The following is a 26,741-nucleotide window of genomic DNA, read 5'->3' as shown; positions in this document are numbered from 1 at the left end:
CGCTTCATTCGGCGTTGGTGCCTTCCGGCGGAGTGAGATCTACGGAAGGCACCGGCGTGGCAGCGCAGCAGGGGGAAATGCGGGGCCGGGCGCGGCGGGAACAGGGGTCCGGCTGGGCACGGCGACTGGCCGGGTACGCATGGCGGTACCCGAAGGACGTCGTCCTCGCGCTCGGCTCCTCGCTGGCCGGCATGGCCGTCATGGCGCTGGTCCCGCTGATCACCAAGGTGATCATCGACGACGTGGTCGGGAACCACACCAGGGGCATGGCCCCCTGGGCCGGCGCGCTGATCGGCGCCGCCGTCGTCGTCTACGTCCTCACCTACATACGCCGCTACTACGGCGGCCGCCTCGCCCTCGACGTCCAGCACGACCTCCGTACGGGGATGTACGAGACGATCACCCGGCTCGACGGCCGGCGCCAGGACGAGCTGTCCACCGGACAGGTCGTCGGACGGGCGACGAGTGACCTCCAGCTGATCCAGGGCCTCCTCTTCATGCTGCCGATGACCATCGGCAACATCCTGCTCTTCCTGATCTCCCTCGCGATCATGGCCTGGCTGTCCCTGCCGCTCACCCTGGTCGCGCTCGCCGTCGCCCCCGCCCTCTGGTTCGTCGCCAAGCACAGCCGCTCCAAACTGCACCCCGCCACCTGGTACGCGCAGGCGCAGGCCGCCGCCGTCGCGGGAGTCGTCGACGGCGCCGTCAGCGGCGTACGCGTGGTGAAGGGCTTCGGGCAGGAGGAGCAGGAGACCGGGAAACTCAGGGAGGTCGGGCGGCGGCTCTTCGCGGGGCGGCTGCGGACCATCCGGCTCAACGCCAAGTACACCCCGGCCCTCCAGGCCGTCCCCGCCCTCGGCCAGGTCGCGATGCTCGCGCTGGGCGGCTGGCTGGCGGTGCGCGGGCAGATCACGCTCGGTACGTTCGTCGCGTTCTCCTCGTACCTCGCCCAGCTCGTCGGGCCCGTGCGCATGCTCGCCGTCGTCCTCACCGTCGGGCAGCAGGCCCGCGCCGGTGCCGAGCGCGTGCTCGAGCTCATCGACACCGAGCCGTCGATCCAGGACGGGACGAAGACCCTGCCCGCCGACGCGCCCGCGACGGTCGAGTTCGACGACGTGTCGTTCGGATACGAGGAGGGGCGGCCGGTCCTGGACGGGCTGTCGTTCGAGATCCGGCCGGGCGAGACCCTCGCCGTCGTTGGCTCCTCCGGTTCCGGGAAGTCCACGGTCTCCCTCCTTCTCCCGCGCTTCTACGACGTCACGCACGGCGCCGTCCTCGTCGGCGGCCACGATGTGCGTGAGCTGACGCAGGAGTCGCTGCGCGCCGCGATCGGGCTCGTCCCCGAGGACTCCTTCCTCTTCTCCGACACCGTGCGCGCCAACATCGCGTACGGCCGCCCGGAGGCGACCCAGGCGGAGATCGAGACGGCGGCCCGCGTCGCCCAGGCCGACCGGTTCATCGCCGAGCTGCCCGACGGCTACGACACCAAGGTCGGCGAGCACGGCCTCACCCTCTCCGGCGGCCAGCGGCAGCGCGTCGCGCTCGCCCGGGCGATCCTCACCGACCCGCGGCTGCTCGTCCTCGACGACGCCACCTCCGCCGTGGACGCCCGGGTCGAGCACGAGATCCACGAGGCCCTCAAGGGGGTCATGGAGGGCCGCACCACCCTCCTGATCGCGCACCGGCGCTCCACGCTCAACCTCGCCGACCGCATCGCCGTGCTCGACGGCGGGCGCCTCGCCGCCATCGGCACCCACGAAGAGCTCCAGCAGCGGTCCCCGCTGTACCGGCGGCTGCTCACCGACCCGGACGAGCTGGGCGGGGTCTCCCCGGGACACGCTCAGCCGGTGGCACCGCAGGAGGACACCTCCGTACGGGACGAACTGGACGCCGAGTTCGACGCCGAGCGCGGAGTCACGCCGCACCTGTGGACCGGCGACCGCGAGCCCAAGGACAACGCGCTCGCCGGGATGCCCGCCACCCCCGAACTGCTCGCCCAGGTCGAGGCGTTGCCGTCGGCCACCGACACCCCCGCCGTTGACGAGGCGCGCGCGGTCACGCCGGAGCAGTCGTACGGACTGCGGCGGCTGCTGCGCGGCTTCGGGCTTCCCCTCTTGGTGAGCCTGGGCCTCGTCGCCGTCGACGCGGGCATGGGCCTGCTGCTGCCCGTGCTGATCCGGCACGGCATCGACCAGGGCGTCACCAAGATGGCGCTCGGCGCGGTGTGGGCCGCGGCCGCGCTCGGGCTGGTCACCGTGCTCTTCCAGTGGGCGGCGCAGATCGGTGAGACGCGGATGACGGGACGGACGGGGGAGCGGGTCCTGTACTCGCTCCGCCTGAAGATCTTCGCGCAGCTGCAACGCCTCGGACTCGACTACTACGAGCGGGAGTTGACGGGTCGGATCATGACCCGGATGACGACCGACGTCGACGCGCTGTCGACCTTCCTGCAGACGGGTCTGGTCACCGCCTTCGTCTCCGTCGTCACCTTCTTCGGCATCATGTTCGCGCTGCTGGTGATCGACGTACAGCTGGCGCTGGTCGTCTTCGTGACACTGCCGCCGCTGATCATCGCCACGTTCTTCTTCCGCCGGGCGAGCGTGAAGGCGTACGAGCTCGCCCGTGAGCGCGTGTCGGTGGTCAACGCCGATCTCCAGGAGTCGGTGTCCGGGCTGCTGATCCTGCAGGCGTTCCGGCGCGAGCGCTCGGGCGGGCGGCGGTTCGCGGAGGGCAGCGACAGCTACCGCCAGGCGCGGATTCGCGGGCAGTGGCTGATATCCGTCTACTTCCCGTTCGTGCAGCTGCTCTCGTCCGTGGCCGCGGCTGCCGTGCTGATGGTGGGCGCCCACCGGGTGGACGCCGGCACGCTGACGACCGGCGCACTCGTGGCGTACCTCCTGTACATCGACCTGTTCTTCGCGCCCGTGCAGCAGCTCTCGCAGGTCTTCGACGGCTACCAGCAGGCCACCGTGTCGCTCGGCCGTATCCAGGAGCTGCTCCAGGAGCCGACCTCGACGAAGGCCGCCGACGAGCCGCTCGAGGTCCTGTCCCTGCGGGGCGAAATCGCCTTCGAGGACGTCGACTTCGCGTACGGGGACGACGAAGAGGCGCTCAGCGGGGTGTCGTTGCACATCCCCGCCGGGCAGACCGTCGCCTTCGTCGGGGAGACCGGCGCGGGCAAGTCGACGCTCGTGAAGCTGGTCGCCCGGTTCTACGACCCGACGGGCGGGCGGGTGACGGTCGACGGTACGGATCTGCGGTCGCTGGAGCTGACCTCGTACCGCCATCGGCTCGGCGTCGTCCCCCAGGAGGCGTACCTCTTCCAGGGCACAATCCGCGACGCCATCGCCTACGGCCGCCCCGACGCCACCGACGCCGAGGTGGAGGCCGCGGCCCGCGCGGTCGGCGCGCACGACATGATCGCCACGCTCGACGGCGGCTACCTCCACGAGGTCGCCGAGCGCGGCCGGAACCTCTCCGCGGGCCAGCGCCAGCTGATCGCCCTGGCCCGCGCCGAGCTCGTCGACCCGGACGTCCTGCTCCTCGACGAGGCCACCGCCGCGCTGGACCTGGCGACGGAGGCCCTGGTCAACCAGGCCACAGACCGTCTGGCGGGCCGCCGTACCACGCTGGTGGTCGCCCACCGCCTGACGACCGCCGCCCGCGCGGACCGGGTCGTGGTCATGGACCACGGCCGGGTCGCGGAGGACGGCACCCACGACGAGCTGCTCCGACTCGACGGTCACTACGCCGAGTTGTGGCGGACGTTCGTCGGGGCGCCGGAGCCGGAGGAGCCGGTGGGCTCCACCGCCTGAGGTCCGTCGTGCCACCGCCCGACCGCCGTCAGGACTTCGCCTTGATGTCGGAGATCTTCTTCGTCGCCAGGTCGGACTGAACGGTCAGATACGTGTACGTCGGATGCTGGGCGGAGCCCCAGGTCAGACGGACCGTCGACCAGGTGTGGCCCATCCCGCTGTCGCCGGCCGTCACCTTCCAGGCGCGCGGCACGTCCTGGGCGCGCAGCACACCGTCGGCGTGCTCGCGGTTCTCCCACCTGGCCAGGCGCGACCGGAGGTCCGAGGTCAGATAGAACGTGCGCAACTGGGAGTCGAGGTGACCGGATCCCGAGTCGGTCACCGCGTCGATGTAGGCGCCGTAGAAGTCGGCCACCCGGTCGTAGACGGGACCGTTGGCGCCGCTGCGGGCCGGGGGCGGGCTGGTGGAGCTGGCGACCGCCGGAACGGAGGCGCCGGCGGCGGTGAGGAGGGCTGCCGCGACGAGTACGCGGACGGTCGTACGGGAGGGCTTGCGAGAGAGCTTCGTGCGTGCGGGCTTGGTGCCTGACATGGACTACCGCCTTTCGCTTGTGACCAGTTGGACACCGGGTAAACATGCACGGTTGCCCCAAACACGGAAAAAACTCTCCCAGGTGGGCCCCGATTGAACGCAACCATCCGAGGTACGTCGTGCGTCCGTACACCAGTACGCTGATTGCTGCGGGAGGGACGACAGTGGACAGTGGTGCGATACGCCGACGGTTGGCGCTCGGCGTGGCCGTGTTGACCGCGTCCGGGCTGTTCGCGCTCGCGAGCCCCGGCAGCGCGCAGGCGGCCACCTCCTACTGCTCGGGACGCAAGGTCCGCACGCTGCCCTTCTCGACCGGGTACGTGCAGGTCTACAAGAGCAGCGGTTACGTCTGCGCCGTGACCTTCCCCAAGAGTCACGGGTCCCGCAAGTCGATGTCGGTCAGCGTGCAGGCGCGCGGCAGCCGGCCGGTGGTCGACTCGGGGCGCTTCACGCATCACGCGGGCCCGGTGACCGTGCACGCGGGCCATCGCTGCGTCTGGATCAAGGGCTCGGTCGGCTCGGGCTCGGTGAGCACGGGCTGGATTCTCTGCTGAGCCCCCGGGCCGGATCGGGGCAAATTCACAGGATTGCCCAACCTCCCCTGGTGTCACGGCAGTTGCTCCGCTAGGTTCCGGCGGACATCTGCGTATTCCCAGGGGAGGGTGCATGCGCAAGGCGCTCAGATGGCTGCTGGCGCTCACGGTGCTCATAGGCACGCTGAGCACGGCCGGGGCGGCCACCGCCGCCCAGCCGGAGGCCACCACCGGCACCGCAAGCAGTGACGTCGACATCAAGGACCGGCTCCTCGCGATACCGGGCATGAGCCTGATCCAGGAGAAGCCGTACACCGGCTACCGGTTCTTCGTCCTCAACTACACCCAGCCGATCGACCACCGACACCCGTCCAAGGGCACGTTCCAGCAGCGGATCACCGTGCTGCACAAGGACACCGCGCGCCCGACGGTCTTCTACACCGGCGGCTACAACGTCTCCACGAACCCCAGTCGCCGCGAGCCGACCCAGATCGTGGACGGCAACCAGGTCTCCATGGAGTACCGCTTCTTCACTCCGTCCCGGCCCGACCCGGCCGACTGGTCCAAGCTCGACATCTGGCAGGCGGCCAGCGACCAGCACCGTATCTTCGAGGCCCTCAAGCCGATCTACTCCCATAAGTGGATCTCCACGGGCGGCTCCAAGGGCGGCATGACCGCCACGTACTACGAGCGCTTCTACCCGCGGGACATGGACGGCGTCGTCGCGTACGTCGCCCCCAACGACGTGGTGAACGACGAGGACTCGGCGTACGACCGCTTCTTCGCGGGCGTCGGCACCAAGGAGTGCCGCGACAAGCTGAACGCCGTGCAGCGCGAGGCGCTGGTGCGCCGGGAGCCGCTGGAGAAGAAGTACGAGCAGTACGCGGCCGACAACGGCTACACGTTCACGACCATCGGCACCCTCGACCGGGCGTACGAGGCGGTCGTGCTCGACTACGTGTGGGGCTTCTGGCAGTACAGCCTGCTGTCGGACTGCGACTCGATCCCGGCGGACGCCGCCCACGCGACGGACGACGCGATCTGGGACTCGGTGGACACCATCTCCGGCTTCTCGGCCTACACCGACCAGGGCCTGGAGACGTACACGCCGTACTACTACCAGGCGGGCACCCAGCTCGGCGCCCCCACGATCCACTTCCCGTACATCGAGAAGAAGTACATCAAGTACGGCTACCAGCCGCCGCGGAACTTCGTGCCGCGGTCCATCCCGATGAAGTTCCAGCCGTGGGCGATGCGCGACGTGGACACATGGGTCCGCCACCACGCGAACCACATGCTCTTCGTCTACGGCCAGAACGACCCGTGGGGCGCGGAGCGCTTCCGCCTCGGCTCGGGCGCGCGTGACTCGTACGTCTTCACGGCGCCGGGCCTGAACCACGGCGCCAACGTCGCCGGTCTCGTCGCCGACGAGAAGGCCCTCGCCACGGCCCGCATCCTGCAGTGGGCGGGCGTCGCGTCGACGACCGTCCAGTCGAACCCGTCCGCGGCCAAGCCGCTGGCGAAGTTCGACGCCAAGCTGGACGTGCGCGACGTGGAGCGCGAGCCGGCGCTGCGTCCGTAACGCACCCGCTGCGCCCGCCCGCCGATCACACCGGGCGGGCGCAGCCCACCGGCTTGCCGCCGCCCAGTTGGACGTACAGGGCCGTTGACGCCGGGCACTTGGACCGGGCGGAGACCGACGACGTCACCTTGTACTCCGGGGGTTTCCTGCCCGTGCCGTCGCACGCCGTCTCGCGGACCTGGCCGCTGCCCGCGCTGTAGACGCAGTCGCCGACGATGGTGCGGGGGCCTCCGCCGCCGCCCGGGTCGCCGGGGTGCGGGGGCTCGAGCTTGCGCATGCAGGCGTAGCCCTGGGGGACCGCGCCGTCGCCGTTCTCGTCCGCGGCGGGCGCGGTCTGGCTGATGTGGAGGACGAAGTCCGTCGTCGCGGGGCAGGACGGGCCGTCCGCGACCTTGCCGTCGTAGCGGGCGATCACCCGCGCGGCGGCCCGTTCACTCGTGCAGGGCACCTCCGTGAAGCTGGTCGTCCCGAAGGAGCTGCATTCCTCGACGCCGAGGAACACCGCCCCGTAGCCGGAAGGCCGCGTCGGTGACGCTCCCGCGCTGGGCGCACCGTCCCCGGAATCGGAGGCGGACGACCAGCGCTGACATCCGCAGAGCACGGCCAGCGCGAGCAGCAGCGCGCACACCGCCCCGATGGAACGCCGACCCGACGAGCTGGCTCGCATGGCTTCCCCCCGATACCCCGGTCCAGCGTGACCCGCCACAGCGGGCACACGCCAGACATGCGGGGTGCTTTGCGCCAGTTGGGGGTGGTGCGTCGGGTCTGCGACGTACGTGTCGTACGACGGGTGCCCCGGTCCTACGACATCTCGTGTCCCGATCCGACTAGTAGCTCAGCCCGTATCCGATCGGGTACAGCACCTTCGTCGCGTCGTCCGCCCGCTGCACCGGCACCGGCAGCCGGCCGCGCGGGTCGACCCGGCCCGCGATCACCCGGACGGCCGCGCGCAGTTCTACGTCCGTCCAGGAGTACGTCGCCACGCAGGCACCCACGGAGGGGAGTTGAGCCACGTCGTACGGGTTGCGGATGGCGATCGCCACGACCGGGACACCCGTGGCGACGAGCTGCTCCACGAGGGTCTTCTGGGAACCGGTCGCCGTCACGTTGTACGTCCCGACCACCACCGCGTCCGCGTCCTTCGCCGCCGCGACCGCCCGGGCGATCGTCGCCGCCGAGGGCGCGGTGCCGGTGGACAGGGCCGTCGCGGTGAAGCCCAGCTCGGTGAGAGCGCCGGCCAGGACGGTGGTGGGCGGTCCGTCGGAGAGCGACGGGGAGGCGGGGTCGGCGCCCACGACGAGCACCTTCGGGGTGCGCCGACGGGACAGCGGCAGCAGATCCTCCTTGTTGACCAGCACGGTCGTCGTGCGCTCGGCGATCCGGTCGGCCGCCGTGAGGTGCGCCGGGGTGCCGACCGTGCGGTCGACGCCGCCGTCGGTGACGTAAGGGTCGGTCAGCAGCCCCAGCTTCGCCTTGAGACGGAGCACGCGCAGGATCGACTCGTCGAGGCGGGCCTCGGTCAGCTCACCGCCGCGCACGGCGTTCAGCACCGCGTTCCACGCGACGTCCAGGGAGGGCGGGTTGAGGAGCTGGTCGACACCGGCCTTGAGGGCGAGCACGGGGACGCGGTCGTCGCCGTACTTCTGCCGTACGCCCTCCATGCCGAGCGAGTCCGTCACCACGAGCCCGTCGTAGCCGAGTTCCTCGCGCAGGATGCCGGTGAGGATCGGGTGGGAGAGCGTGGCCGGGTCGCCGGACGGGTCGAGTGCCGGGACCATGATGTGCGCGGTCATGATCGAGTCGATGCCCGCCCGGATGGCCGCCCGGAAGGGCACCGCGTCGAGGGTCGACCACAGCTCCCGGCTGTGCGTGATGACCGGGAAGCCGAAGTGGCTGTCGACGGCCGTGTCGCCGTGCCCTGGGAAGTGCTTGGCGGTCGCCGCGACCCCGGAGGCCTGATACCCCTTCACCTCGGCCGCCACCAGGCCGGCCACCGCGTCCGGAGCGGCGCCGAAGGAGCGTACGCCGATGACCGGGTTGGCCGGGTTGACGTTCACGTCGGCGACCGGGGAGTAGTCCTGGCGGATGCCGAGGGCGTGCAGCTCGGCGCCGCCGATGCGGCCCACCGTGCGGGCGTCCTGCCGCGAACCTCCCGCTCCCAGTGCCATCGCGCCCGGGAACAGCGTCGCGGGCTTGCCCACGCGTGCCACTATCCCGTGCTCCTGGTCGGTGGAGATGAGGACGGGCAGTCCATGCGGCTGGTCCAGGCTGGCTTTCTGAATCCCGTTCGACAGATCCGCGATCTGATGGGGATTACGGGTGTTGTGCGCCCAGGCGAAGTAGATGATGCCGCCGACGCGGTACTTGGCGATCAGCTCGGCGGCCGTCCTGACGCCGATCTCCTTGAGGTTGGTGTCGATGTCGGCCTGGTCGGGCGCGGTGGCCGAATGGCCGTACACCCGCATGACGAAGAGCTGGCCGACCTTCTCCTCCAGTGTCATACGGGAGATCAGGGCGCGGAGTTCCTTGTCGTCGTGCCGGTTGACGTCGTCGGCGGCGTACGCGCTTCCGCCGGCGGCGAGGGCGGCGGTGACGCCCGCGGTGGCGCCGGCGGTGGCGGCGAGAACGGTACGTCGGGATGGCCCGGCCGGTCTCGACGGTCTTGCGGTGCTTCCCGTGCTGGAGTCGCGCACGAGCGCTCCTTCCCTCATGAAAGAAACTTCCGTGGAGCCACGAATATCCGGGAAGTTTCTTCCAGTCAAGGGTGTGCACAGTAACCCGCGTTGGTGCCGCCACCGGCGCAGTTGGAGGGGGGCGCGCCGGTGACGGCGTGCTGCCGGCCGCAGGCGGCGGAGAGGGTGGTCAGCGATCGCAGCCAGCAGCGAGGCCGACACCGCACCGCGGAGACTCATCCGACAGCATGCGGATTGGACGAAGGGCGCCTGCTCCGGGTTCCCCGGATTCGGGTAACTCCGGAAGTTGGGACGGGGGGTTCGGGCGGGGGTGATGAGCCGTCCTGGCCGCCTCGCTGCGGAGCATGCGCGAGCCGTCCTGGCTGCGGGCATGCGTGCCGCTGGGGGTGGCGGCCCACTCGCCCCAACTGCGGGCAATCGTCCCGGTGGGGCGGCAGCCGTCCCACAGAGAGCGGCATCCTGTCAGCGCCGACAAGCGCACCACCCCAGAGCTCAGCGCCAACGCCGGTTCACCGGGGGCAGCCAGGGGTCAGCCGTGCTCCGACACCGAAGGCCAGTGCCCCTGAAGCGTCCGCACCGTCTCCGCGATGGCAGGCCGCCGCGCGGCCCCCGCGCGCCACAAGGCGTACAGCCGCCGCACCGGCATGGGATCGAGCGGCACCTCCACCACCCCACCCGGCAGGGGCCCACGCCCGAGCCGCGGAATGAGCGCGACCCCGAGCCCCGCCGCGACCAGCGCGACCAGCGTCGGGTTCTCGTCCGCCTGATGGACGATGTCCGGCTCGCACCCGGCGCCCCGCAACGTCCGTACCAGCCAGTCATGGCACACTCGCCCCGGCGGCTGGCAGATCCACCGCTCACCCCCCAGATCCTCCCGCCGTACGGCCCCCCGCCCGGCGAACGGATGCCCCAGAGGCACCAGCAGATCGCACAGATCGTCCCCGATCACCGCCTGCTCCACCCCCGGAGGCGCGGGCAACGGCGCGATGTCCCAGTCGTGCGCGACGGCCACGTCCACCGCCCCCTTGGCGACGAGATCGACGGACAGATGGGGGTCGACCTCGGTGAGCCGGGTGTCCAGGGCGGGATGCCGCCGCGCCAGATCGGCGAGCACACCGGGCAGCAGCCCCCGCGCCGCCGAGGCGAACGCGGCCACGGTCAGCCGCCCCGCGGGCAGCCCCCGCCGCTCCTCCAGCTCGGTCTCGGCGCGCTCCACGATGGCCAGCAACTCCCGTGCGGTGGCGGCGAGTCGCTCCGCCTGCTCGGTGAGCCGCACCCCGCGCCCCTGCCGCTCCAGGAGTACGGTCCTGGTCTCCCGCTCCAGCTTCGCGATCTGCTGGGACACGGCCGACGGCGTGTACCCGAGCGCGGCAGCGGCGGCGCCGACGGTGCCGTGCACGGCGACGGCGTGCAGGGCCCGCAGGCGTTGCAGATCGAGCACGACTCCCCTTCCGTCAGGAATCTCATTAGGGATGCTTCATCCAACCATGCAGCAAACATCGCTGGTGCTTAAGGGTTCTGCGGGGTGATCCTCGACCCATGCGACCCACCCACATCTGCCTCGCCGTCCTCGTCGCCGCCGTCTGGGGCGTGAACTTCACCGTCATCGAGGTCGGCCTCGACCACTTCCCGCCGCTCCTCTTCTCGGCCCTGCGCTTCCTGGTGGCCGCCGTGCCCGCGGTCTTCTTCGTGGGGCGCCCGAAGGTGGCGTGGAAGTGGATCGTGGCGGTGGGCCTGGTCCTGGGCGTCGCGAAGTTCGGCCTGCTGTTCATCGGCATGGACGCGGGCATGCCGGCCGGCCTGTCCTCCCTCGTGCTCCAGATCCAGGCGGTCTTCACGGCACTGATCGCCTTCGCGGTCCTCGGCGAACGCCCCACCCGGGTACGGCTGTCGGGCATGGCGGTGGCCCTGTGCGGGGTGGGCCTGGCCGCCGTGGACGAGGGCACCGCCGGTCCGCTCGGCGCCTTCGCCCTGGTCATCGCCGCCGCGGCCTGCTGGGGCCTGTCCAACGTCCTGACCCGCAAGGCGTCCCCGCCCGACTCGCTGAACTTCATGGTGTGGGTGAGCACGATCCCCGTACTGCCCCTGCTCGCCCTGTCGCTGCTGACGGAGGGCCCGTCCCGGGACCTGGCGGCGCTGCGCGCCCTGGACTGGCAGGGCGCGGGCGTCGTGGTCTACGTCGCCTGGGTCACCACGGTCTTCGGCTTCGGCGCGTGGGGATGGCTGCTGCACCGCCATCCCGCGTCCACGGTGGCCCCCTTCTCGCTCCTCGTCCCGGTCTTCGGCATGTCGTCCGCCGCGGTCTTCCTGGGCGAGCCGATCAGCCCGCTGCGCTGGGCGGCGGCGGCGCTGCTGGTGGGCGGGGTGGCGCTGACCTCATGGGCGGCGCCCAGGAAGGTCCACTTGGCGGACGTTCCGGCGAGGGAGCAGGTCAGGGAGCCAGCATGAGGGCATGGCCGCAGTCGACATCCCCGGTTCCAAGTCCATCACCGCTCGCGCCCTCTTCCTGGCGGCGGCCGACGGGGTCACCACCCTGCTGCGCCCGCTCCGCTCGGACGACACGGAGGGCTTCGCGGCGACCGCCTGGAGGCCTGTGCGGACAACCTCCGGCGGCTGGGCGTACGCGTGGAGACCGGCCCCGACTGGATCGAGATCCACCCGGGCACACCGTCCCCGGCCGAGATCAAGACGTACGGCGACCACCGCATCGTCATGTCCTTCGCGGTGACGTCGTTGCGCGCACCGGGGATCGGGTTCGACGATCCGGGGTGCGTACGGAAGACGTTTCCGGACTTCCACGAGGCGTTCGGGGCGTGGGCCGCGTCCGTCGGGGCGTCGTAGGCTCGGCGGATGACTCTCCGCCAGTTCCCCGCCGCCCTCACGGACCTGAGCAAGGTCTTCTTCGACTACGACGACGGCAACGGCATCGACTACGAGCCGTTCGAGGATTTCCTGACCGCTGAGGAGACCACCGACTGGCTGCGCGCCTGGACCGGGAACGCGGAGCTCGACGGGGATGCGTTCCGGGTGTTCGGACAGGACGGAACGGGCGGGTACGCGGCGTTCTGGCTGGTCCGGCCGGAGTGCAACCTCGTCGACCAGCCGGTCGTGTTCTTCGGCTCGGAGGGCGCACTCGGAGCGGTGGCGAGCGATCTGGCGGGCTATCTGTGGCTGCTCGCCGGTGGGGTCGGGCCCTTGGAGGCGGTCGAAGATCCGGGGCACGGCGCGGCGCCCGACCCGGAATTGGTGGCCATCGCCGAGCGGCACGCGCCGGGACGGAGGCAGTCCACCGAGGACGTGCTCGCCGCGGCGCGGCGCGAGTTCCCCGGTTTCGAGGAACTCGTCGTCGGGTGGTGCCGCTGATCAGTGGGGGATGTCGTCGATGAGTTCGCGAGCGCCCTGGCGGAGCAGGGCGACGGCGACGGAGGTGCCGAGGGTCGCGGCGTCGAGGCGGCCCGCCCACTCGTGCGCGTTGAGTACGGTCTTGCCGTCCGGAGTAAACACGCAGGCACGCAGGGACAGTTCGCCTCCACGCTCGGCCTTCGCGTAGCCGGCGATCGGTGAGTTGCAGTGGCCCTGGAGGACGTGGAGGAACATGCGCTCCGCGGTGGCCTCACGGTGCGTGTCCGGATCGCCGAGGTCGCTGACCGTGTCGATCAGAGCCGTATCGCCTTCGCGGCACTGGAGGGCCAGAATGCCCGCGCCGATCGGCGGCATCATCGTCTCGGTCGACAGGACTTCGGTGATCACGTCCGGCCGGCCGATGCGTGCGAGGCCGGACACCGCGAGGAGGAGAGCGTCCGCCTCACCGGCCGCCAACTTCTCCAGGCGCCGGTTGGCGTTCCCCCGGAACGGCACGCATTCCAGGTGCGGATGGGAAGCGGCGAGCTGCGCGACACGGCGTACCGAGGAGGTGCCGACCCGGGTACCCGGCGGCAGCTCGTCCAGGGGCAGCCCGCCGGGGTGAACCAAGGCGTCACGGATGTCATCGCGGGCGAGAAACGCGGCGAACATCGTCCCGGCCGGAAGCGGCCGGTCGGCGGGGATGTCCTTCACGCAGTGCACCGCGAGATCCGCTTCGCCCGCCAGCAGCGCGGCGTCGACCTCCTTGGTGAACGCTCCCTTGCCCTCGACCTTGGCCAGATCGCCCATCCATTTGTCGCCGGTCGTCTTCACGGGGACGACCTCGGTGCGCATGCGCGGGTGGAGCACGGCCAGCTCGGCGCGGACACGGTCCACCTGGGCCAGTGCCATGGGCGAGTCGCGCGAGACGATGCGAATGAGTTCCAGGGCGGACATGCCGCCCACGATAGTCCGTCGGAAGGGTGCGCCGACCGTCAACCCTGATGCCCATCTCGGCGGTGGGGAACGGGAGTTGGAATGTTCGGACAGATGTGCGCGCTGACTGTGAAAGAGTCGGGGTACGGACACGTTTGACTCGTTTGGGGGCTCCCATGGCACATGAAGTCGTCGCGCAGGATGTGGACGTCGAAGTGGGCGGCGCGATGCCGATGACTGCCTATCTGGCCCGTCCGAGCGAGGCCGGCAGCCGCCCGGCCGTGCTCGTCTGCTCCGAACTGTGGGGTGTGACCGAGGAGGTGCGGGACGTCGTGAGGCGCGTCGCGGCACTCGGCTATGTCGCGATCGCCCCGAACCTCTATCACCGCTCCGGCCCGGAGACGGCCGTCGGTCTGGAGGAGAGCGACGCGAACCGGAAGCGCGGCTTCGAACTGCTCGGTCAGCTGACCCGTGAGGGCGTCGAGACGGATCTGCGCGCCTGCACTGCCTACGTCCGGGACCACGCGGCCGCCTCCGGCAAGACGGGTGTGCTCGGCTTCAGCCTCGGCGGCCACATCGCCTACTTCGCCGCGAGCCGGCTGGACCTCGCGGCAGCGGCGATCTTCTACCCTGGCTGGCTGCCCGTCGCCGGGACCGCCCTGAGCCGTCCGGATCCGCTGCTGGAGGCAACCGACGGCATCGCCGACCGCGATGTGCGCATGCTGTTGTTCTTCGCGGAACTCGACCACGTCATCGATGCGGACCAGCGCAGCCGGATCGATCAGGCGCTGACGAAGGCGGGGGCTCGCCACGAGACAGTCGTGTATCCAGGGGCCCAGCACGCGTTCTTCTTCCCCGGGCGCGGGGTCTACGACGAGGCTGCCGCCGAGGACTCCTGGGAGCGTGTGCGTACCTTGTTCGCTGCCGAGCTCGGCCAGTAGGGCCATCCTGCCGGCCGCCCAGGTTCCGGCCCCGCGAATTTCGTTCGACGGCCCCGGTCCCGTACGGAACACTTCGGCCGGTGACTTTCAAGCTGGAGGGACCGGTCCTGGAAGGCGCGCTCGTACGTCTGGAGCCGCTGGACCATCGTCATGCCGCCGACCTGGCCGTCGCGGCGGAGCAGGACCGGGGCTCGTACGAGTTCACCTGGGTGCCCCGGGCCGCCGAGGTCGGGCAGTACATCGACGCGCAGCTCGGCCGCGCCGCGACCGGCCAACTCGCGCCTTACGCACAGGTGTTGACGTCCACGGGACGCGCCGTCGGCGCCACGTCGTACTGGGAGCCCCGCTCCTGGCGAACCGACGACCGCCTCGACGCCATCGAGGTCGGCTTCACCTGGCTCGCCCGCTCGGCCCAGGGCACCGGCGTGAACGCCGAGTCCAAGCTGCTGCTCTTCGGCCACGCCTTCGAGCAGTGGGGCGTGGCCCGCGTCGACCTCAAGACCGACGCGCGCAACAGCCGTTCCCGCGCGGCGATCGAGCGCACGGGCGCCCGCTTCGAGGGCGTCCTGCGCAACTGGTCCCGCTCCTGGGCCCCGGGCGAGGACGGCCGTCTCCGTGACTCCGCGATCTATTCGATTACGGCGGCGGAGTGGCCGGAGTGCCGGGACCGGCTGTCCGCGAGGGTGAGGAAGGCGGTCCAGGTGGCGGGGGAGACGGTGAGATAGGGGCGGTCCGGGGCCTTGGAGTCACGGATGTGGATGGCGGTGGTGGTGGCTACCTCGACGCAATCACCGCCACCGGAGTCGCTGTAGCTGCTCTTGCGCCAGGTGAAGGCGGCCTCGACGCAGTCGCCCCCGGTGTTGTCGCTGTAGCTGCTCTTGAACCACGCAAGGTCGTTCATAGCTCACCCGCCAACTGCTCGATGAAGCTTACGGATTCATCCGGCCCGAGGGCCTGTGAGCGGATCATCGCATACCGCCGAGCAAGCACTCCGACTTCGTCAGCTTTGGAGACCAGGACGCTGTTGCCCTGCCCCTCAAGGTAGACGAGGGTTACTTGCTCCGGGGTTTCGATCACCTTCATCGGGCCGGAGAGGCAAGCGTGCCCTGCGCGTGCCGCGGGCATCACCTGCAGCGTGACGTTCGGGCGTGCGGTGCAGGAGATGAGGTACTCGTACTGGGCGCGCGTGACATCCGGTCCGCCGATGAGTCGCCGCAGAGCCGACTCCTCCAGGATGACGTTGATCACGCAGACCGGCTTCCGGTCGAAGAGCGACTTGCGCTCCATCCGGGCCGTCACGAGACTCTCGACCTCCTCTGGATCCAGGGGCGGGCAAGCGTGGTCGAACAGCCGAAGGGCGTACTCCCTCGTCTGCAACAGTCCGTCGATCAGCATGACGCAGTAAGAGGAGACGCTCAGCGCCTCCTGCTCCAGCTGCACAAACCCCTGAAAGTGCGCCGGATACCGCTCCAACCGCAGATACTTGGACGCCGCCGAAACAAGCCCCCCGGCCTCCAGCGCCTTCTCCGCCGCCTCGATGAACTCGTCCGTCGCAGGCTTGGCGCACGTCTCCACGGCGCTGACGGCCGCTCCCGAGTAGGCCATGCGCTCGCCCAACTCGTTCTGCGAAAGCCCCGCCTGCGTACGCAGCATGCGCAGTACCTCCGCGAAGTACTGCGCCGCGGGCGAGGACGAGTTCTTCTTGGTCTGCCCCATCGCGGCCACCACCCCCTCAACACGGCTCAACGCCAATCAACCCGCGCGCAAACCCAGTTGCCGCACGCAGTCGTCGACGCTCGGTCACTGGTGAAGGTAGCGACCAGCGCCGACAGTTTCCGTATGAACACAGAAAGTGACGGCGTAAACCCTCAAGCCCGCTCCTGGCGGCGGATGTTCATGCCGTTGGCCGAAAACGCCTCCGAGGCCCAGCGCGGCGCGCGGCTCGTGCTCGACTCCTGGGCGGTCCCGGACGACGTGGCCGAGACCATCGCGCTGATCGTGTCGGAGCTGGCCGCGAACGCGATTCGGCACGCCCATGTGCCCAGCCGCTGCTTCGAGGTGGCCCTCAGCCGCGACGGTGAGAAGGCGGTCGAGATCGAGGTCTCCGACGCGTCGCCGCACCACCCGGTCGTGAAGTCCTTCGACCCGGACGCCACTTCGGGCCGGGGCCTGCTTCTGGTGGAGGCCCTCTCGGATGCGTGGGAAGTCCGGGACCGTGAGTTCGGCAAGACACTGTGGGCCCGGGTGCTCAGCTGATCAAGTCGGCGGCCGCGGCGCGCAGTTGATCCCGTACGGCGGCCAGCACCGGGTCACGCTCCGACCCGGTGCGTACGGCCACGAAGACGTTCCGGGACGGCGCCGGACCGGCGGTGGACAGCAGGGCGAGGCGGCGATGGGCGTACAGCGGCTGGACCAGGCGGGGGATCAGCGCGACACCCTGGCCCGCTTCGACGAGCGCGGCGAGCGCACCCCAGTCGTTGACGGCGTGCCGGATGTCCGGTGTGAACCCGGCGGCCGCGCAGACGGAACGGGCGACCGCGCCGCAGCAACTGCGCGCGTCGCCGACGATCCACGCGTCGGTGGCGAGGTCTCGCAGGGCCACCCGGTCGCGGCCCGCGAGGCGGTGACCGGCCGGGACGGCGAGGTCCAGGACGTCGGTGAACAGGTCGGTGCGGGTGTAGCGCCGGTCGGTGTGCGGCGGCGCGGCGGTGAAGTCGACGGCCACGGCGACGTCGAGCTGGCCCGCGTCGAGCGCGGTGAACAGGTCCGGCGGCTCGGCCTCCACGACGTCGACGCGGACGTGGGGCAGTCGCACCGCCAGAGCGCTCAGCGCGCCGGGGAGCAGGCCGAGGATCCCGCTGGAGAAGCAGCCGATGGTGACCGACCCGCGCCCGCCCTCCCCGTACGCCGCCAAGTCGGCCCGCGCCCGCTCCAGTTGGGCGGCGATCAGATCGGCGTGGGCCAGCAGGACGCGCGCCTGCCCGGTCAGCCGTATGCCTCTGCCGTCGCGCTCCGTCAGCGGTACGCCGGCCTCGCGGGCCAGCGCGGCGATCTGCTGGGAGACCGCCGAGGGGGTCAGATGCAGGGCCTCGGCCGTTCTCGCCAGGCTGCCGCGACGCCGGAGTTCGCGCAGGACGGTCAGGCGGCGCAGATCGACAGTGAAGGTCTCACTTATCTGTTCCACGCGGAAAGATTAACTGGACCGGTGTACCGGTGGTCGGAAACCATCGCCTCATGACCACCAAGCACTTCCTGATCCTCCACGGCTGGCAGAACCACCGTCCGAAGGACCACTGGCAGCACTGGCTCGCCGACCGGCTGACGGAGCTGGGCCATCAGGTCACGTACCCGCAGCTGCCCGACCCCGACGACCCGGACCTGGAGGTGTGGCTGGGTGAACTGGCCCGTCATCTCGACCGGCCGACCGGCGCCGAGCGCGTCGTACTCGCCCACAGCGCGTCCGCCGTGCTGTGGCTGCACGCCGCCGCGCGCGGTCTGCCGGGCCTCGACGTCGACCGGGTGCTCCTGGTGGCCCCGCCGTCCGCGTCCGTCCTCGTACGGCACCCGGAGATCGCGGAGTTCGCCCCGCCGCCGTTCGACGATGTGACGCTGCCCGGGCCCACCCGTCTCGTCGCGGGCGACGACGACCCGTACTGCCCCGAGGGCGCCCGCACCGTCTACGGCGACCCCCTGGGCGTGCCGACCGAGATCATCCCCGGGGCCGCCCACCTGGATCTGGACGCCGGTTACGGCTCCTGGCCCGCCGTACTGGACTGGTGCCTGGACGGGACGGCGCGGCTCACAGCTCGCCCGGCACAGGGCTCGTAGGGCTCACCACTCCTCGATGCGCGGGCCGGCCTCGCGCCGGCCCGGGAGGCGCCGGACACGGTTGACCGGGGGCTCGAAGAGTGATTCGGAGTGCGCTACGGGGGGCTCGGCCCCGCCGGCCTCGGCGCGCTGTCGCGGGGTGGGGCGACTCCACTCCCCGTCGCCCAGGACCAGGAGGGGGTCGAACATCACCACCACTCCGGCCAGGACCAGGAAGACGATCGGGCCGATGAGCATGGGGAACAGGAGCGTGGTGGGCGAGTCGCCGGCGTAGGACCCGCCCGTCATGTTGTGGAGGTGGACTCCGACGGCGGCCATGCCGGTGTAGTGCATGCCGGACACGGCGACGCCCATGACCAGACTGGCTCCCAGGGCCGCGAGGAAACCCCGGATCGAGACGGCCGCCCACAGTGCGGCGGTCGCGGCGACGATCGCGATCACCACGGAGAGCGCGACCGTGGCCATGTCGTACTGGATGTAGCCGTTCAGCTGGAGCGCCGCCATACCCATGTAGTGCATGGCCGCCACGCCGAGACCGGTGACGATGCCCGCGGTGGCCAAGGTGGCGCTGTCGGCGCCGCGAAATCCCACGGCGAAGACGCCGATGCCGACGACGGCGATCGCCACGGCGAGGCTCAGCACCGTCATACCGACGTCGTACTGGATGCGGCTCTCCTCGACCCGGAAGCCGATCATGGCGATGAAGTGCATCGTCCAGATGCCGCAGCCGATCGATGTCGCCCCGAGTGCGAGCCAGCCGGATCTCCACGACTGCTCGTTGTATACGGACCGGACGACACAGCGCAGCCCCAGAGCGCTTCCCAGGCATGCGACGAGATAGGCCGCGACCGGAGTAACCGCGCCGTACCTGAATCCGTCCACTGTGCCCTGCATATGCCAACTCCCCCCGAGTCACGGCTAGTTGAGGGAGAAGGTTTCGTGCCAAGGTTGCGTGAGCGGTCCCTTACCGTTGGTATTCGAGTTAACTCTGTGATGCTTTTGGTCAGGCGGCGTCGTTCAGCAGACGGCAGAGGTGCTCGCGCCCCGCGCTCAGCAGCCCCGGAAGCGGCGCGGCCGCCTCGTACCACCGCTTCTCGTACTCCCAGCACAGCCAGCCGTCCCAGCCGTGGCGGGAGAGGACCTCGACGCACTCGGCGAGCGGCAGGACGCCGGTGCCCAGCGGCAGCGGTGTGGTGTCCTCGGCGGACGTGATGTCCTTGACCTGGACGTATCCGAGGTACGGGGACAGCGCGGCATACGTCGACGACGGCTGTTCGCCGCCCAGCCAGGTGTGCATCACATCCCAGAGCGAGCCCACGTGATGGTGGCCCACCAGGCCCAGGATCCTGATCGCGTCCGCGCCGGTGCGGTGCGAGTCATGGGTCTCCAGCAGGATCCGTACGCCCAGGTCGGCGGCGTACTCGGCGGCCGTGCCGAGGCGGCGGGCGGCCGTCGCGTCAGCCTCTTCGGGGCTCTGCTCCGTGTCGGCGCCGGGGAAGACCCGTACGAACGGGACGTCCAGGTCGCGTGCGAGGTCGAGGAGCCGACGGATCTCGTCGACCACCGGCTCGTCGTCGCCCGGCGCCGCGACGCGCGCGTACCCCGCGAGCCCCAGCAGCTCGATCCCGCCCGCCTTGAACTCCGCCGCCACCGCGGCCCGTTCGGCCGCACCGATGCCAGGGTGCACCGGTTCCTCCGGATGCGCCCGCAGCTCCACGCCGTGATAGCCGTGCGCGACGGCGAGTCGTACGACGTCGGGGACGGGGAGTGCGGGCACACCGAGGGTGGAGAACGCCAGCTTCATGATCTGGGACTTTACTCGTCACTCACGCGTGCCGTGCAGATCCAGCCGCCAGTCCTGGCCCACGAGATCCGCGCCGAAGGAGCGGTGCGGCTTCTCGGAGACGAGGACGAAGCCGTGGCGCTGGTAGATGCGGCGGGCGGCGGAGAGGACGTCGTTGGTCCACAGGACGAGGTCGCGGTAGCCGACTCCGCGCGCGAAGTCGACGACGGCCTCGACGAGCCGGTCGCCGATGCCGAGCCCGCGCGTGTCCGGCTCGACGAGGAGCAGGCGGAGCCGGGCGGTGCCGGGCGCGTCGTCCCGTACGCACATCACGCACCCCACCGGCCGCCCGTCCAACTCGGCGATCCATACCCGCTCCAGGTGCGGATCGTGATCCTCGGCGAAGTCGGCGACGATCCTCGCGACCAGGCCCTCGTAGTCGGTGTTCCACCCGTACTCGGCCGCGTACAGCGCGGCGTTGCGCTGCACGATCCAGCCGAGGTCACCGGGGCCGGGCTCGCGCAGCACGACGTCCTGCGGGCGGGGGCCCCGGCCGTCGCCCAGGATCGTCCGCACCGTGCGCATCGCCTCGGCGAGCCGCTCCCGGTCGGCGGGGGCCACGGAGGCGAGCAGCGAACCGACGGTTTCCCTGGCGCGCTCGTCGAGCAGGTCGGCGGCGTCCCGGCCGCGTGCGGTGAGGGTGATGCGGCGGCGGCGCGGGTCCTTCTCGGACGGGGCGCGCTCGACCAGCCCGTCCTGCTCGAACTTGTTGAGGATGCGGCTCAAGTACCCCGAATCCAGCGAGAGCTCGGTGCGCAGGTCGACCGCGTCCGTACGCGGGGAGTGCGCGAGCTCGTAGAGGACGCGGGACTCCGTGAGCGTGTATGGGGCGTAGAGGTGACGGCCGTAGTCGAGCGCGCCGATGACGTTCGTGTAGAAGCGGTTGAAGGAGCGGATGTCCTGGACGGTCATGGTCGGCCCCAGATGGTCTTCGCCTAGTCCGATGGTTGACTCAGTCAGAGATACCGTTGGTTCGAGGGTAGGCGGGGGGCGACCCGTACGTCCATGGATTTGCGGAAGCCTCAGGTGCGCACCAACTGCAGATTGAGCTGCGTCGTGGTGTGGGCCCGGCCCCTGGGCAGCGCGGTCGCCACCGCGCTGCCCAGGGGCGAACAGGCGTCCCACCTGCTGCGCACGACCGAGCTGTCCCTGGAAACCATTGCCCGCAAAGTCGGCTACGAGCACCCGAACACCCTGCGGGTGCTCCTGCGCGAACGGACGGGCAGGACGACGAGGGCCCTCCGGGGCACGGACTACTCCTCTGCGGCCGACCGGTAGACGCACACCTGCGCACCCGTGGCAGCAGTGGTCGTGGAGACCAGCTCGAGCGTACGCAGCGCACGGTTGCCGGGGAAGATCCGGCCTCACCCGGACGGCCGAGCGGCTTGGCGCCAGGACGCACGTGGTCAGAGGGGCTGGAGCCGGGTGTGCAGGAGGCAGAATTCGTTGCCTTCCGGGTCGGCCAGGACGTGCCAGCTCTCGGTGCCGGTCTGGCCGACGTCGGCGGGCCTGGCGCCGAGGGCGAGCAGCCGTTCCAGCTCGGCGTCCTGGTCGCGGTCGGTGGCATTGACGTCGATGTGCAGTGGGAGCTTCCCGGTCCGCGGGTCGCTGCTGGGGCTGAGGACGAGGGTGGGCTGCGGGCCGCCGAAGCCGGCGTCGGGCAGCCCGATCTGGATGCTTCCGTCGTCCTCCCGGCCGAGTTCGACGTAGCCGAGGACCTCGCTCCAGAATGCGGCGAGCCGCTCGGGGTCGGCGCAGTCGATGACCAGCTCACTGATGCGGCATGCCATGCCCGTGAGTGTACGCAGACAACCCGAGAGTCGATCGTCGGCCGCGTGCTTGAGGGCGACGCGCTACGCGGGTCGGAGGTACGGAAGACGGTTCGCGCTCGTCCTCAAACGCCGGACGGGCTGGCGCGACAGCGGGGGTCTGGGGGCGGCGGCCCCCGGCGAGGCCCACACGAACGCCGGGTGCCGGACCGAGCGACGGTCCCGTTACGGCCGCGGCCCTCCGGAGGACCCCCGCACCATCAACTCCCCCCGCACCATGGCGATCCCGCCCGGCGGCGGCTCCTCGCGCCCCATGGCGATCCGCCCGGCGCGGGCGCCCGCCTCGGAGAGCGGAAGCCGCACGGTGGTGAGGGCGGGCACCGCGTCGATGCTGAAGGGCAGGTCGTCGAAGCCCGCGACGGAGACGTCGTCCGGGATGCGCAGGCCGGAGTCGCGGAGCGCGGCGCAGGCGCCGAGCGCCACCGTGTCGTTCGCGGCGACGACGGCCGTCAACGACGGGTCGCGTCGGAGGAGTTCGAGGGTTGCCTCGTAGCCGGAACGGCGGTCGTAGCGCCCGTGCACCGTACGCCGCGGATCGTCCTCGATGCCGTGCGCGGCCAGCGCGGCCCGGTGACCCTCCAGCCGGTGCCGGGTCGTCGTCCGCTCCTCGGGTCCGGCGATGTAGCCGAGCCGCCGGTGTCCGAGCCCGATCAGGTGCTCGGTGAGCTGCCGGCCGCCCCCGCGGTTGTCGAAGGTGAGCGCGATCGCCTCGGCGGCCTCGGGCGCGGGCGGCCGTCCGCACAGGACGACCCGGGTGCCCGCCTCGGCCAGCTTGCGCAGCTTCGCGGCGACGGCGGAGGCGTGCGAGGTGTCCTCGACGGCGCCGCCGGTGAGGACGACCGCGGCGGCGCGCTGGCGCTGAAGGAGCGTGAGATAGGTGAGTTCGCGCTCCGGGGAGCCGCCGGTGTTGCACACGACCCCGAGCCGTTCCCCGCCCGCGCGCCCCCCGGGACCGCCGATCTCCGACTGGATCGCGGCCGCCATGATCCCGAAGAAGGGGTCGGCGATGTCGTTGACGAGGATCCCGACGAGGTCGGACGTCGCCGCGGCCAGCGAACTCGCGGGCCCGTTCAGTACATAGTCCAGCTCGTCCACCGCACGCAGTACCCGCTCACGCGTGGACGCCGCGACGGGATAGTTCCCGTTCAGCACCCGGGACACGGTCGCGGGCGAGACCTGCGCACGCGCCGCCACGTCCGCCAGGGTCACGGTCATCTCGTCGTCCTCCGGTCACGCATCTCGTTGTCGCCGTCCTCAGGGACGGCTGTCCTACGTCCGTCCTCAGGGACGGCTGTCCTACGTCCGTCCTCAAGGCCGGCTGTCCTACGTCCGTCCTCAGGGACGGCCGTCATACGTCCGTCCTGAAGGCCGACCCGCCTACGTCCTCGAACACGGCCGTCATATGCGGGTACATCCGACCGTGCGCACGCCCCCCGCGTCCAGCCGTCCGGAGGATCGAACATCTCGTCACCCACATGGTCTTGTCCATCCGGCTGGACAGAGGCTAGCTTCTTCCTGGATAGAAAGCGCTTGCTGTCACGCTCACCAGTGGAGCCTCACACTCACCGTGGGACTCACGCTCACCCTGGGGCGTACGCGGCGCGGAACCCGCGTACGAAGGGAATGACGTGACACGCAAGACGGTGCGTATCGCCATGAACGGCGTGACGGGACGCATGGGCTACCGCCAGCACCTCGTCCGCTCGATCCTCGCCCTGCGCGACCAGGGCGGCCTCGACCTGGGCGACGGCACCGTGCTGTGGCCCGAACCCGTCCTCGTGGGCCGCCGCGAGCACGCCCTCAAGGCGCTCGCCGAGCAGCACGGCCTGGAGCACTGGTCGACGGACGTGGACGAAGTCCTTGCTGATCCGACCATCGACCTCTACTTCGACGCCCAGGTGACTTCTGCCCGCGAGGAGGCGATCAAGAAGGCGATCGCGGCCGGCAAGCACATCTACACCGAGAAGCCCACCGCGACCGGCCTCGACGGCGCCCTGGAGCTGGCCCGGCTCGCGCGCGCCGCCGGCATCAAGCACGGTGTCGTGCAGGACAAACTCTTCCTCCCCGGGCTGCTCAAGCTCAAGCGCCTCATCGACGGCGGCTTCTTCGGCCGGATCCTCTCCATCCGCGGGGAGTTCGGCTACTGGGTCTTCGAGGGGGACTGGCAGCAGGCCCAACGCCCCTCCTGGAACTACCGCGCCGAGGACGGCGGCGGCATCGTCGTCGACATGTTCCCGCACTGGGAGTACGTCCTGCACGAGCTGTTCGGCCGCGTCACCTCCGTCCAGGCGCTCACCGCCACCCACATCCCGCAACGCTGGGACGAGCGGGACAAGCCGTACGACGCCACGGCCGACGACGCCGCGTACGGCATCTTCGAGCTGGCGGGCGGCGCCGTCGCCCAGATCAACTCCTCCTGGGCCGTGCGCGTCAACCGCGACGAACTGGTCGAGTTCCAGGTGGACGGCACGGAGGGCTCGGCCGTCGCCGGGCTGCGCAACTGCCGTGTCCAGCACCGCAGCTCCACCCCCAAGCCGGTCTGGAACCCGGACATCCCGGCCACCTACTCCTTCCGCGACCAGTGGCAGGAGGTCCCCGACAACGCCGAGTTCGACAACGGCTTCAAGGCCCAGTGGGAGCTGTTCCTGCGCCACGTCTACGCCGACGCGCCCTACCACTGGGACCTCCTCGCCGGCGCCCGCGGCGTCCAGCTCGCCGAACTGGGCCTGAAGTCCTCGGCGGAGGGCCGCCGTCTCGACGTACCGGAGATCGCCCTGTGAGCCTCCAACTCCCGGACGCGTCGGGCCGGCTGAGGTCGTACGAGCCGCGCACCGAGCCGCTCGCCCTCGCCACCGGCGCGCCCTTCACCTCCCGTACGGTCTTCTCGGCCGCGCACGTCGTCGCCGATCCGTACGCGGACGTCTCGCCCGACTCACCCGCCGCCGTCGACTGGGACGCGACGCTCGCCTTCCGCCGCCACCTGTGGTCCCACGGGCTGGGCGTGGCCGAGGCCATGGACACCGCGCAGCGCGGGATGGGCCTGGACTGGGCGGGCGCGGCCGAGCTGATCCGCCGGTCCGCCGCCGAGGCCGGGGCGGTCGGCGGCCGCATCGCGTGCGGAGTCGGCACGGACCAGCTGGTGGGCCCGGCGTCCCCGGCGCAGGTCCGGGCCGCGTACGAGGAGCAGCTCGCCCTTGTCGAGGAGTCGGGCGCGCAGGCGATCCTGATGGCGTCGCGGGCCCTGACGGCGGCCGCTTCCGGCCCCGAGGACTACCTCGACGTCTACGGCCACCTGCTCCGCCAGGCCGCCGACCCGGTGATCCTGCACTGGCTCGGCCCGATGTTCGACCCGGCGCTCGAGGGCTACTGGGGATCGAGCGACCTGGACGCCGCCACGGATGTGTTCTTGCAGGTCATCGCCGCCCACCCCGACAAGGTCGACGGCATCAAGGTCTCGCTCCTGGACGCCCAGCGGGAGATCGACCTGCGCCGCAGACTCCCGCACGGCGTGCGCTGCTACACGGGTGACGACTTCAACTACCCCGAGCTGATCGCGGGCGACGAGAAGGGCTTCAGCCACGCCCTGCTCGGCATCTTCGACCCGCTGGGCCCGCTGGCCGCGCAGGCGGTACGGGTCCTGGACACGGGTGACGCCAAGGGCTTCCGCGAACTCCTCGACCCCACGGTCGAGTTGTCCCGCCACCTCTTTCAGGCGCCGACCCGCTTCTACAAGACGGGCGTCGTCCTGCTGGCCTGGCTGGCCGGACACCAGGAGCACTTCACCATGGTCGGCGGCCTGCAGTCGGCCCGCTCGCTCCCGCACCTCGCGCGCGCCTACGAACTGGCCGACGGCCTGGGCCTGTTCCCGCACCCCGAGCTGGCCGAAGCGCGCATGAAGACCCTGCTCGCCCTGTACGGAGTGACCCCATGAGCCTCGCCCGCTTCTCCATCAACCAGATGACGGTCAAGCAGCTGTCGATGCCGGAACTGGTCGACGCCTGCCTGGAGTTGGGCGTACCGGGCGTCGGCCTCTGGCGCGAACCCGTCCAGTCGTACGGCGTCGAGGCGACCGCCAAGCTGGTCCGCGACGCGGGCCTCGCGGTTACCACCCTGTGCCGGGGAGGCTTCTTCACGGCGATCGACCCGGACGAGCGCGCCCGTGCCCTGGACGACAACCGGTCGGCGATCGACGAGGCGGCGACCCTCGGCACGGACACCCTGGTCCTGGTCTCGGGCGGACTGCCGGCCGGCTCCAAGGACCTGCACGGCGCCCGCGAGCGCATCGCCGACGCGCTGGCCGAGCTGGGCCCCTACGCGGCCGAGCGCGGCGTACGCCTGGCCATCGAACCCCTCCACCCCATGTACGCCGCCGACCGCTGCGTCGTATCGACCCTGTCCCAGGCCCTGGACCTCGCGGAACGCTTCCCCGCGGACCAGGTGGGCGTCACCGTCGACACGTACCACATCTGGTGGGACGACACGGCGCCCGCCCAGATCGCCCGCGCGGGCGCCGCCGGCCGCATCCACACCTTCCAGCTCGCCGACTGGACCACCCCCCTGCCGGAGGGCGTCCTGAACGGCCGCGGCCAGCTCGGTGACGGCTCCATCGACATGCGCGAGTGGCGCTCCTACGTCGAGGCGGCCGGCTACCACGGCCCGATCGAGGTCGAGCTCTTCAACGACGCGCTGTGGGCTCGGGACGGGCGGGAGGTGTTGGCGGAGACGGTGGAGCGGTTCCTCGGACACGCCGTCTGAGGGGCCCGGGGCACGCCGTCCGAGGGTCGGAGGCACGCCGTCCGAAGGTCGGAAAAAAATTCTCCGAAGACCGTGCAACCCTTCCCCCACCTCGCGGGTCGTACTTGGCATC

The 26,741-nt window shown here is 70.8% G+C and carries 26 protein-coding genes and 2 pseudogenes; 15 read left to right on the top strand and 13 right to left on the bottom strand.

Annotated features, from left to right (window positions below; genetic code table 11):
• Nucleotides 1-77 precede the first annotated feature (77 nt).
• Complete coding sequence (locus ACZ4RZ_RS13265; protein WP_467744337.1) at nucleotides 78-3,815, top strand: ABC transporter ATP-binding protein; 3,738 nt, start codon at nucleotides 78-80, stop codon at nucleotides 3,813-3,815.
• Between the two features lie 28 nt (nucleotides 3,816-3,843).
• Here ACZ4RZ_RS13265 and ACZ4RZ_RS13260 read toward each other — a convergent pair whose 3' ends face one another.
• Nucleotides 3,844-4,347: a hypothetical protein gene (locus tag ACZ4RZ_RS13260; protein ID WP_467744182.1), complete on the bottom strand. Its 504-nt coding sequence runs from the start codon at nucleotides 4,345-4,347 to the stop codon at nucleotides 3,844-3,846.
• A 164-nt stretch (nucleotides 4,348-4,511) separates the two neighbouring features.
• Between ACZ4RZ_RS13260 and ACZ4RZ_RS13255 the strand changes: the two genes are divergently transcribed.
• The gene (locus ACZ4RZ_RS13255; protein ID WP_467744180.1) at nucleotides 4,512-4,901 is read left to right on the top strand and encodes a hypothetical protein; all 390 of its coding nucleotides are present in this window, start codon (nucleotides 4,512-4,514) and stop codon (nucleotides 4,899-4,901) included.
• A gap of 112 nt (nucleotides 4,902-5,013) precedes the next feature.
• A complete protein-coding gene (locus tag ACZ4RZ_RS13250; RefSeq protein ID WP_467744178.1) occupies nucleotides 5,014-6,462 on the top strand; it encodes a S28 family serine protease in 1,449 nt (482 codons plus the stop codon).
• 25 nt (nucleotides 6,463-6,487) lie between these two features.
• On the opposite strand, the gene ACZ4RZ_RS13245 is transcribed toward ACZ4RZ_RS13250, so the two are convergent.
• The 3 genes from ACZ4RZ_RS13245 to ACZ4RZ_RS13235 all read right to left on the bottom strand — a co-directional run bounded on the left by ACZ4RZ_RS13245 (nucleotide 6,488) and on the right by ACZ4RZ_RS13235 (nucleotide 10,596).
• Nucleotides 6,488-7,129 (bottom strand): hypothetical protein, encoded by a 642-nt coding sequence (locus ACZ4RZ_RS13245; protein WP_467744177.1) that lies wholly within the window; start codon nucleotides 7,127-7,129, stop codon nucleotides 6,488-6,490.
• Between the two features lie 160 nt (nucleotides 7,130-7,289).
• Nucleotides 7,290-9,155, bottom strand: coding sequence for a glycoside hydrolase family 3 protein (locus ACZ4RZ_RS13240; RefSeq protein WP_467744175.1), 1,866 nt, complete (start codon nucleotides 9,153-9,155; stop codon nucleotides 7,290-7,292).
• Nucleotides 9,156-9,684: 529 nt separating this feature from the next.
• Nucleotides 9,685-10,596, bottom strand: a complete 912-nt coding sequence (locus ACZ4RZ_RS13235; RefSeq protein WP_467744174.1) for a LysR substrate-binding domain-containing protein — start codon at nucleotides 10,594-10,596, stop codon at nucleotides 9,685-9,687.
• Between the two features lie 98 nt (nucleotides 10,597-10,694).
• Here ACZ4RZ_RS13235 and ACZ4RZ_RS13230 point away from each other — a divergent pair, with 98 nt between their 5' ends.
• From ACZ4RZ_RS13230 to ACZ4RZ_RS13215, 4 genes and pseudogenes are all read left to right on the top strand, one after another.
• A complete protein-coding gene (locus ACZ4RZ_RS13230) occupies nucleotides 10,695-11,603 on the top strand; it encodes an EamA family transporter (protein WP_467744172.1) in 909 nt (302 codons plus the stop codon).
• Between the two features lie 4 nt (nucleotides 11,604-11,607).
• Nucleotides 11,608-11,670 (top strand): annotated as a pseudogene (locus tag ACZ4RZ_RS13225) (hypothetical protein); the annotation flags it as partial.
• A gap of 62 nt (nucleotides 11,671-11,732) precedes the next feature.
• Nucleotides 11,733-11,996: pseudogene (locus ACZ4RZ_RS13220) on the top strand (3-phosphoshikimate 1-carboxyvinyltransferase); the annotation flags it as partial.
• A gap of 9 nt (nucleotides 11,997-12,005) precedes the next feature.
• The gene (locus ACZ4RZ_RS13215; RefSeq protein WP_467744170.1) at nucleotides 12,006-12,518 is read left to right on the top strand and encodes an SMI1/KNR4 family protein; all 513 of its coding nucleotides are present in this window, start codon (nucleotides 12,006-12,008) and stop codon (nucleotides 12,516-12,518) included.
• On the opposite strand, the gene hemC is transcribed toward ACZ4RZ_RS13215, so the two are convergent.
• Nucleotides 12,519-13,454, bottom strand: a complete 936-nt coding sequence (gene hemC / locus ACZ4RZ_RS13210) for a hydroxymethylbilane synthase (RefSeq protein WP_467744169.1) — start codon at nucleotides 13,452-13,454, stop codon at nucleotides 12,519-12,521.
• Nucleotides 13,455-13,609: 155 nt separating this feature from the next.
• Between hemC and ACZ4RZ_RS13205 the strand changes: the two genes are divergently transcribed.
• Together ACZ4RZ_RS13205 and ACZ4RZ_RS13200 are read left to right on the top strand one after the other, a co-directional pair.
• A complete protein-coding gene (locus tag ACZ4RZ_RS13205) occupies nucleotides 13,610-14,374 on the top strand; it encodes a dienelactone hydrolase family protein (RefSeq protein ID WP_467744167.1) in 765 nt (254 codons plus the stop codon).
• Nucleotides 14,375-14,454: 80 nt separating this feature from the next.
• Nucleotides 14,455-15,099 (top strand): GNAT family N-acetyltransferase, encoded by a 645-nt coding sequence (locus tag ACZ4RZ_RS13200; RefSeq protein WP_467744165.1) that lies wholly within the window; start codon nucleotides 14,455-14,457, stop codon nucleotides 15,097-15,099.
• Here the strand turns inward: ACZ4RZ_RS13200 and ACZ4RZ_RS13195 are convergent.
• Together ACZ4RZ_RS13195 and ACZ4RZ_RS13190 are read right to left on the bottom strand one after the other, a co-directional pair.
• A complete protein-coding gene (locus ACZ4RZ_RS13195; protein ID WP_467744163.1) occupies nucleotides 15,003-15,275 on the bottom strand; it encodes a DUF397 domain-containing protein in 273 nt (90 codons plus the stop codon). The two genes, ACZ4RZ_RS13200 and ACZ4RZ_RS13195, sit on opposite strands and share 97 nt — an antisense overlap.
• Entirely contained in the window at nucleotides 15,272-16,090 is an 819-nt protein-coding gene (locus ACZ4RZ_RS13190; RefSeq protein ID WP_467744161.1) for a helix-turn-helix domain-containing protein, read from the bottom strand. Before ACZ4RZ_RS13190 ends, ACZ4RZ_RS13195 begins: the two co-directional genes overlap by 4 nt.
• Before the next feature lie 123 nt (nucleotides 16,091-16,213).
• Here ACZ4RZ_RS13190 and ACZ4RZ_RS13185 point away from each other — a divergent pair, with 123 nt between their 5' ends.
• Complete coding sequence (locus ACZ4RZ_RS13185; RefSeq protein ID WP_467744160.1) at nucleotides 16,214-16,630, top strand: ATP-binding protein; 417 nt, start codon at nucleotides 16,214-16,216, stop codon at nucleotides 16,628-16,630.
• Here the strand turns inward: ACZ4RZ_RS13185 and ACZ4RZ_RS13180 are convergent.
• Nucleotides 16,623-17,558, bottom strand: a complete 936-nt coding sequence (locus ACZ4RZ_RS13180; protein ID WP_467744158.1) for a LysR family transcriptional regulator — start codon at nucleotides 17,556-17,558, stop codon at nucleotides 16,623-16,625. The genes ACZ4RZ_RS13185 and ACZ4RZ_RS13180 overlap by 8 nt on opposite strands.
• A gap of 50 nt (nucleotides 17,559-17,608) precedes the next feature.
• Here ACZ4RZ_RS13180 and ACZ4RZ_RS13175 point away from each other — a divergent pair, with 50 nt between their 5' ends.
• Nucleotides 17,609-18,202 (top strand): alpha/beta hydrolase, encoded by a 594-nt coding sequence (locus ACZ4RZ_RS13175; protein WP_467744156.1) that lies wholly within the window; start codon nucleotides 17,609-17,611, stop codon nucleotides 18,200-18,202.
• Between the two features lie 3 nt (nucleotides 18,203-18,205).
• On the opposite strand, the gene ACZ4RZ_RS13170 is transcribed toward ACZ4RZ_RS13175, so the two are convergent.
• The 3 genes from ACZ4RZ_RS13170 to ACZ4RZ_RS13160 form a co-directional block, all read right to left on the bottom strand.
• Nucleotides 18,206-19,096, bottom strand: a complete 891-nt coding sequence (locus tag ACZ4RZ_RS13170; protein ID WP_467744154.1) for an MHYT domain-containing protein — start codon at nucleotides 19,094-19,096, stop codon at nucleotides 18,206-18,208.
• A 109-nt stretch (nucleotides 19,097-19,205) separates the two neighbouring features.
• Nucleotides 19,206-20,006: a sugar phosphate isomerase/epimerase family protein gene (locus ACZ4RZ_RS13165; RefSeq protein WP_467744152.1), complete on the bottom strand. Its 801-nt coding sequence runs from the start codon at nucleotides 20,004-20,006 to the stop codon at nucleotides 19,206-19,208.
• 18 nt (nucleotides 20,007-20,024) lie between these two features.
• Nucleotides 20,025-20,957 carry a bifunctional helix-turn-helix transcriptional regulator/GNAT family N-acetyltransferase gene (locus ACZ4RZ_RS13160; protein ID WP_467744151.1) on the bottom strand — a complete coding sequence of 311 codons (933 nt, stop codon included), beginning with the start codon at nucleotides 20,955-20,957 and terminating at the stop codon, nucleotides 20,025-20,027.
• A 93-nt stretch (nucleotides 20,958-21,050) separates the two neighbouring features.
• Between ACZ4RZ_RS13160 and ACZ4RZ_RS13155 the strand changes: the two genes are divergently transcribed.
• Nucleotides 21,051-21,323, top strand: coding sequence for a hypothetical protein (locus ACZ4RZ_RS13155; protein ID WP_467744149.1), 273 nt, complete (start codon nucleotides 21,051-21,053; stop codon nucleotides 21,321-21,323).
• 128 nt (nucleotides 21,324-21,451) lie between these two features.
• On the opposite strand, the gene ACZ4RZ_RS13150 is transcribed toward ACZ4RZ_RS13155, so the two are convergent.
• Complete coding sequence (locus ACZ4RZ_RS13150) at nucleotides 21,452-21,835, bottom strand: VOC family protein (protein ID WP_467744147.1); 384 nt, start codon at nucleotides 21,833-21,835, stop codon at nucleotides 21,452-21,454.
• A 204-nt stretch (nucleotides 21,836-22,039) separates the two neighbouring features.
• On the bottom strand, nucleotides 22,040-23,089 hold the full coding sequence (locus ACZ4RZ_RS13145; protein ID WP_467744146.1) for a LacI family DNA-binding transcriptional regulator: 1,050 nt from the start codon (nucleotides 23,087-23,089) through the stop codon (nucleotides 22,040-22,042).
• A 413-nt stretch (nucleotides 23,090-23,502) separates the two neighbouring features.
• On the opposite strand from ACZ4RZ_RS13145, the gene ACZ4RZ_RS13140 reads away from it, so the two are divergent.
• The 3 genes from ACZ4RZ_RS13140 to ACZ4RZ_RS13130 are packed head-to-tail and all read left to right on the top strand — an operon-like array spanning nucleotide 23,503 to nucleotide 26,629.
• Nucleotides 23,503-24,654, top strand: a complete 1,152-nt coding sequence (locus ACZ4RZ_RS13140; protein ID WP_467744144.1) for a Gfo/Idh/MocA family protein — start codon at nucleotides 23,503-23,505, stop codon at nucleotides 24,652-24,654.
• Complete coding sequence (locus tag ACZ4RZ_RS13135) at nucleotides 24,651-25,805, top strand: dihydrodipicolinate synthase family protein (RefSeq protein ID WP_467744143.1); 1,155 nt, start codon at nucleotides 24,651-24,653, stop codon at nucleotides 25,803-25,805. The genes ACZ4RZ_RS13140 and ACZ4RZ_RS13135 overlap by 4 nt, the downstream gene beginning before the upstream one ends.
• Complete coding sequence (locus ACZ4RZ_RS13130; protein ID WP_467744141.1) at nucleotides 25,802-26,629, top strand: sugar phosphate isomerase/epimerase family protein; 828 nt, start codon at nucleotides 25,802-25,804, stop codon at nucleotides 26,627-26,629. Before ACZ4RZ_RS13135 ends, ACZ4RZ_RS13130 begins: the two co-directional genes overlap by 4 nt.
• Nucleotides 26,630-26,741 lie beyond the last annotated feature (112 nt).

It is taken from the genome of Streptomyces sp. NPDC027189, from assembly GCF_055566975.1.
This window is presented reverse-complemented; position numbering and strand designations above follow the sequence as displayed.

What these genes read in the sequence shown, in the direction of transcription:
- ACZ4RZ_RS13265 (WP_467744337.1), top strand. Translation starts at nt 78, where the DNA reads ATGCGGGGCCGGGCGCGGCGGGAACAGGGGTCCGGCTGGGCACGGCGA.
- ACZ4RZ_RS13260 (WP_467744182.1), bottom strand. Translation starts at nt 4,347, where the DNA reads ATGTCAGGCACCAAGCCCGCACGCACGAAGCTCTCTCGCAAGCCCTCC.
- ACZ4RZ_RS13250 (WP_467744178.1), top strand. Translation starts at nt 5,014, where the DNA reads ATGCGCAAGGCGCTCAGATGGCTGCTGGCGCTCACGGTGCTCATAGGC.
- ACZ4RZ_RS13245 (WP_467744177.1), bottom strand. Translation starts at nt 7,129, where the DNA reads ATGCGAGCCAGCTCGTCGGGTCGGCGTTCCATCGGGGCGGTGTGCGCG.
- ACZ4RZ_RS13230 (WP_467744172.1), top strand. Translation starts at nt 10,695, where the DNA reads ATGCGACCCACCCACATCTGCCTCGCCGTCCTCGTCGCCGCCGTCTGG.
- ACZ4RZ_RS13215 (WP_467744170.1), top strand. Translation starts at nt 12,006, where the DNA reads ATGACTCTCCGCCAGTTCCCCGCCGCCCTCACGGACCTGAGCAAGGTC.
- hemC (WP_467744169.1), bottom strand. Translation starts at nt 13,454, where the DNA reads ATGTCCGCCCTGGAACTCATTCGCATCGTCTCGCGCGACTCGCCCATG.
- ACZ4RZ_RS13205 (WP_467744167.1), top strand. Translation starts at nt 13,610, where the DNA reads ATGGCACATGAAGTCGTCGCGCAGGATGTGGACGTCGAAGTGGGCGGC.
- ACZ4RZ_RS13195 (WP_467744163.1), bottom strand. Translation starts at nt 15,275, where the DNA reads ATGAACGACCTTGCGTGGTTCAAGAGCAGCTACAGCGACAACACCGGG.
- ACZ4RZ_RS13190 (WP_467744161.1), bottom strand. Translation starts at nt 16,090, where the DNA reads ATGGGGCAGACCAAGAAGAACTCGTCCTCGCCCGCGGCGCAGTACTTC.
- ACZ4RZ_RS13185 (WP_467744160.1), top strand. Translation starts at nt 16,214, where the DNA reads ATGAACACAGAAAGTGACGGCGTAAACCCTCAAGCCCGCTCCTGGCGG.
- ACZ4RZ_RS13175 (WP_467744156.1), top strand. Translation starts at nt 17,609, where the DNA reads ATGACCACCAAGCACTTCCTGATCCTCCACGGCTGGCAGAACCACCGT.
- ACZ4RZ_RS13170 (WP_467744154.1), bottom strand. Translation starts at nt 19,096, where the DNA reads ATGCAGGGCACAGTGGACGGATTCAGGTACGGCGCGGTTACTCCGGTC.
- ACZ4RZ_RS13165 (WP_467744152.1), bottom strand. Translation starts at nt 20,006, where the DNA reads ATGAAGCTGGCGTTCTCCACCCTCGGTGTGCCCGCACTCCCCGTCCCC.
- ACZ4RZ_RS13160 (WP_467744151.1), bottom strand. Translation starts at nt 20,957, where the DNA reads ATGACCGTCCAGGACATCCGCTCCTTCAACCGCTTCTACACGAACGTC.
- ACZ4RZ_RS13155 (WP_467744149.1), top strand. Translation starts at nt 21,051, where the DNA reads ATGGATTTGCGGAAGCCTCAGGTGCGCACCAACTGCAGATTGAGCTGC.
- ACZ4RZ_RS13150 (WP_467744147.1), bottom strand. Translation starts at nt 21,835, where the DNA reads ATGGCATGCCGCATCAGTGAGCTGGTCATCGACTGCGCCGACCCCGAG.
- ACZ4RZ_RS13145 (WP_467744146.1), bottom strand. Translation starts at nt 23,089, where the DNA reads ATGACCGTGACCCTGGCGGACGTGGCGGCGCGTGCGCAGGTCTCGCCC.
- ACZ4RZ_RS13130 (WP_467744141.1), top strand. Translation starts at nt 25,802, where the DNA reads ATGAGCCTCGCCCGCTTCTCCATCAACCAGATGACGGTCAAGCAGCTG.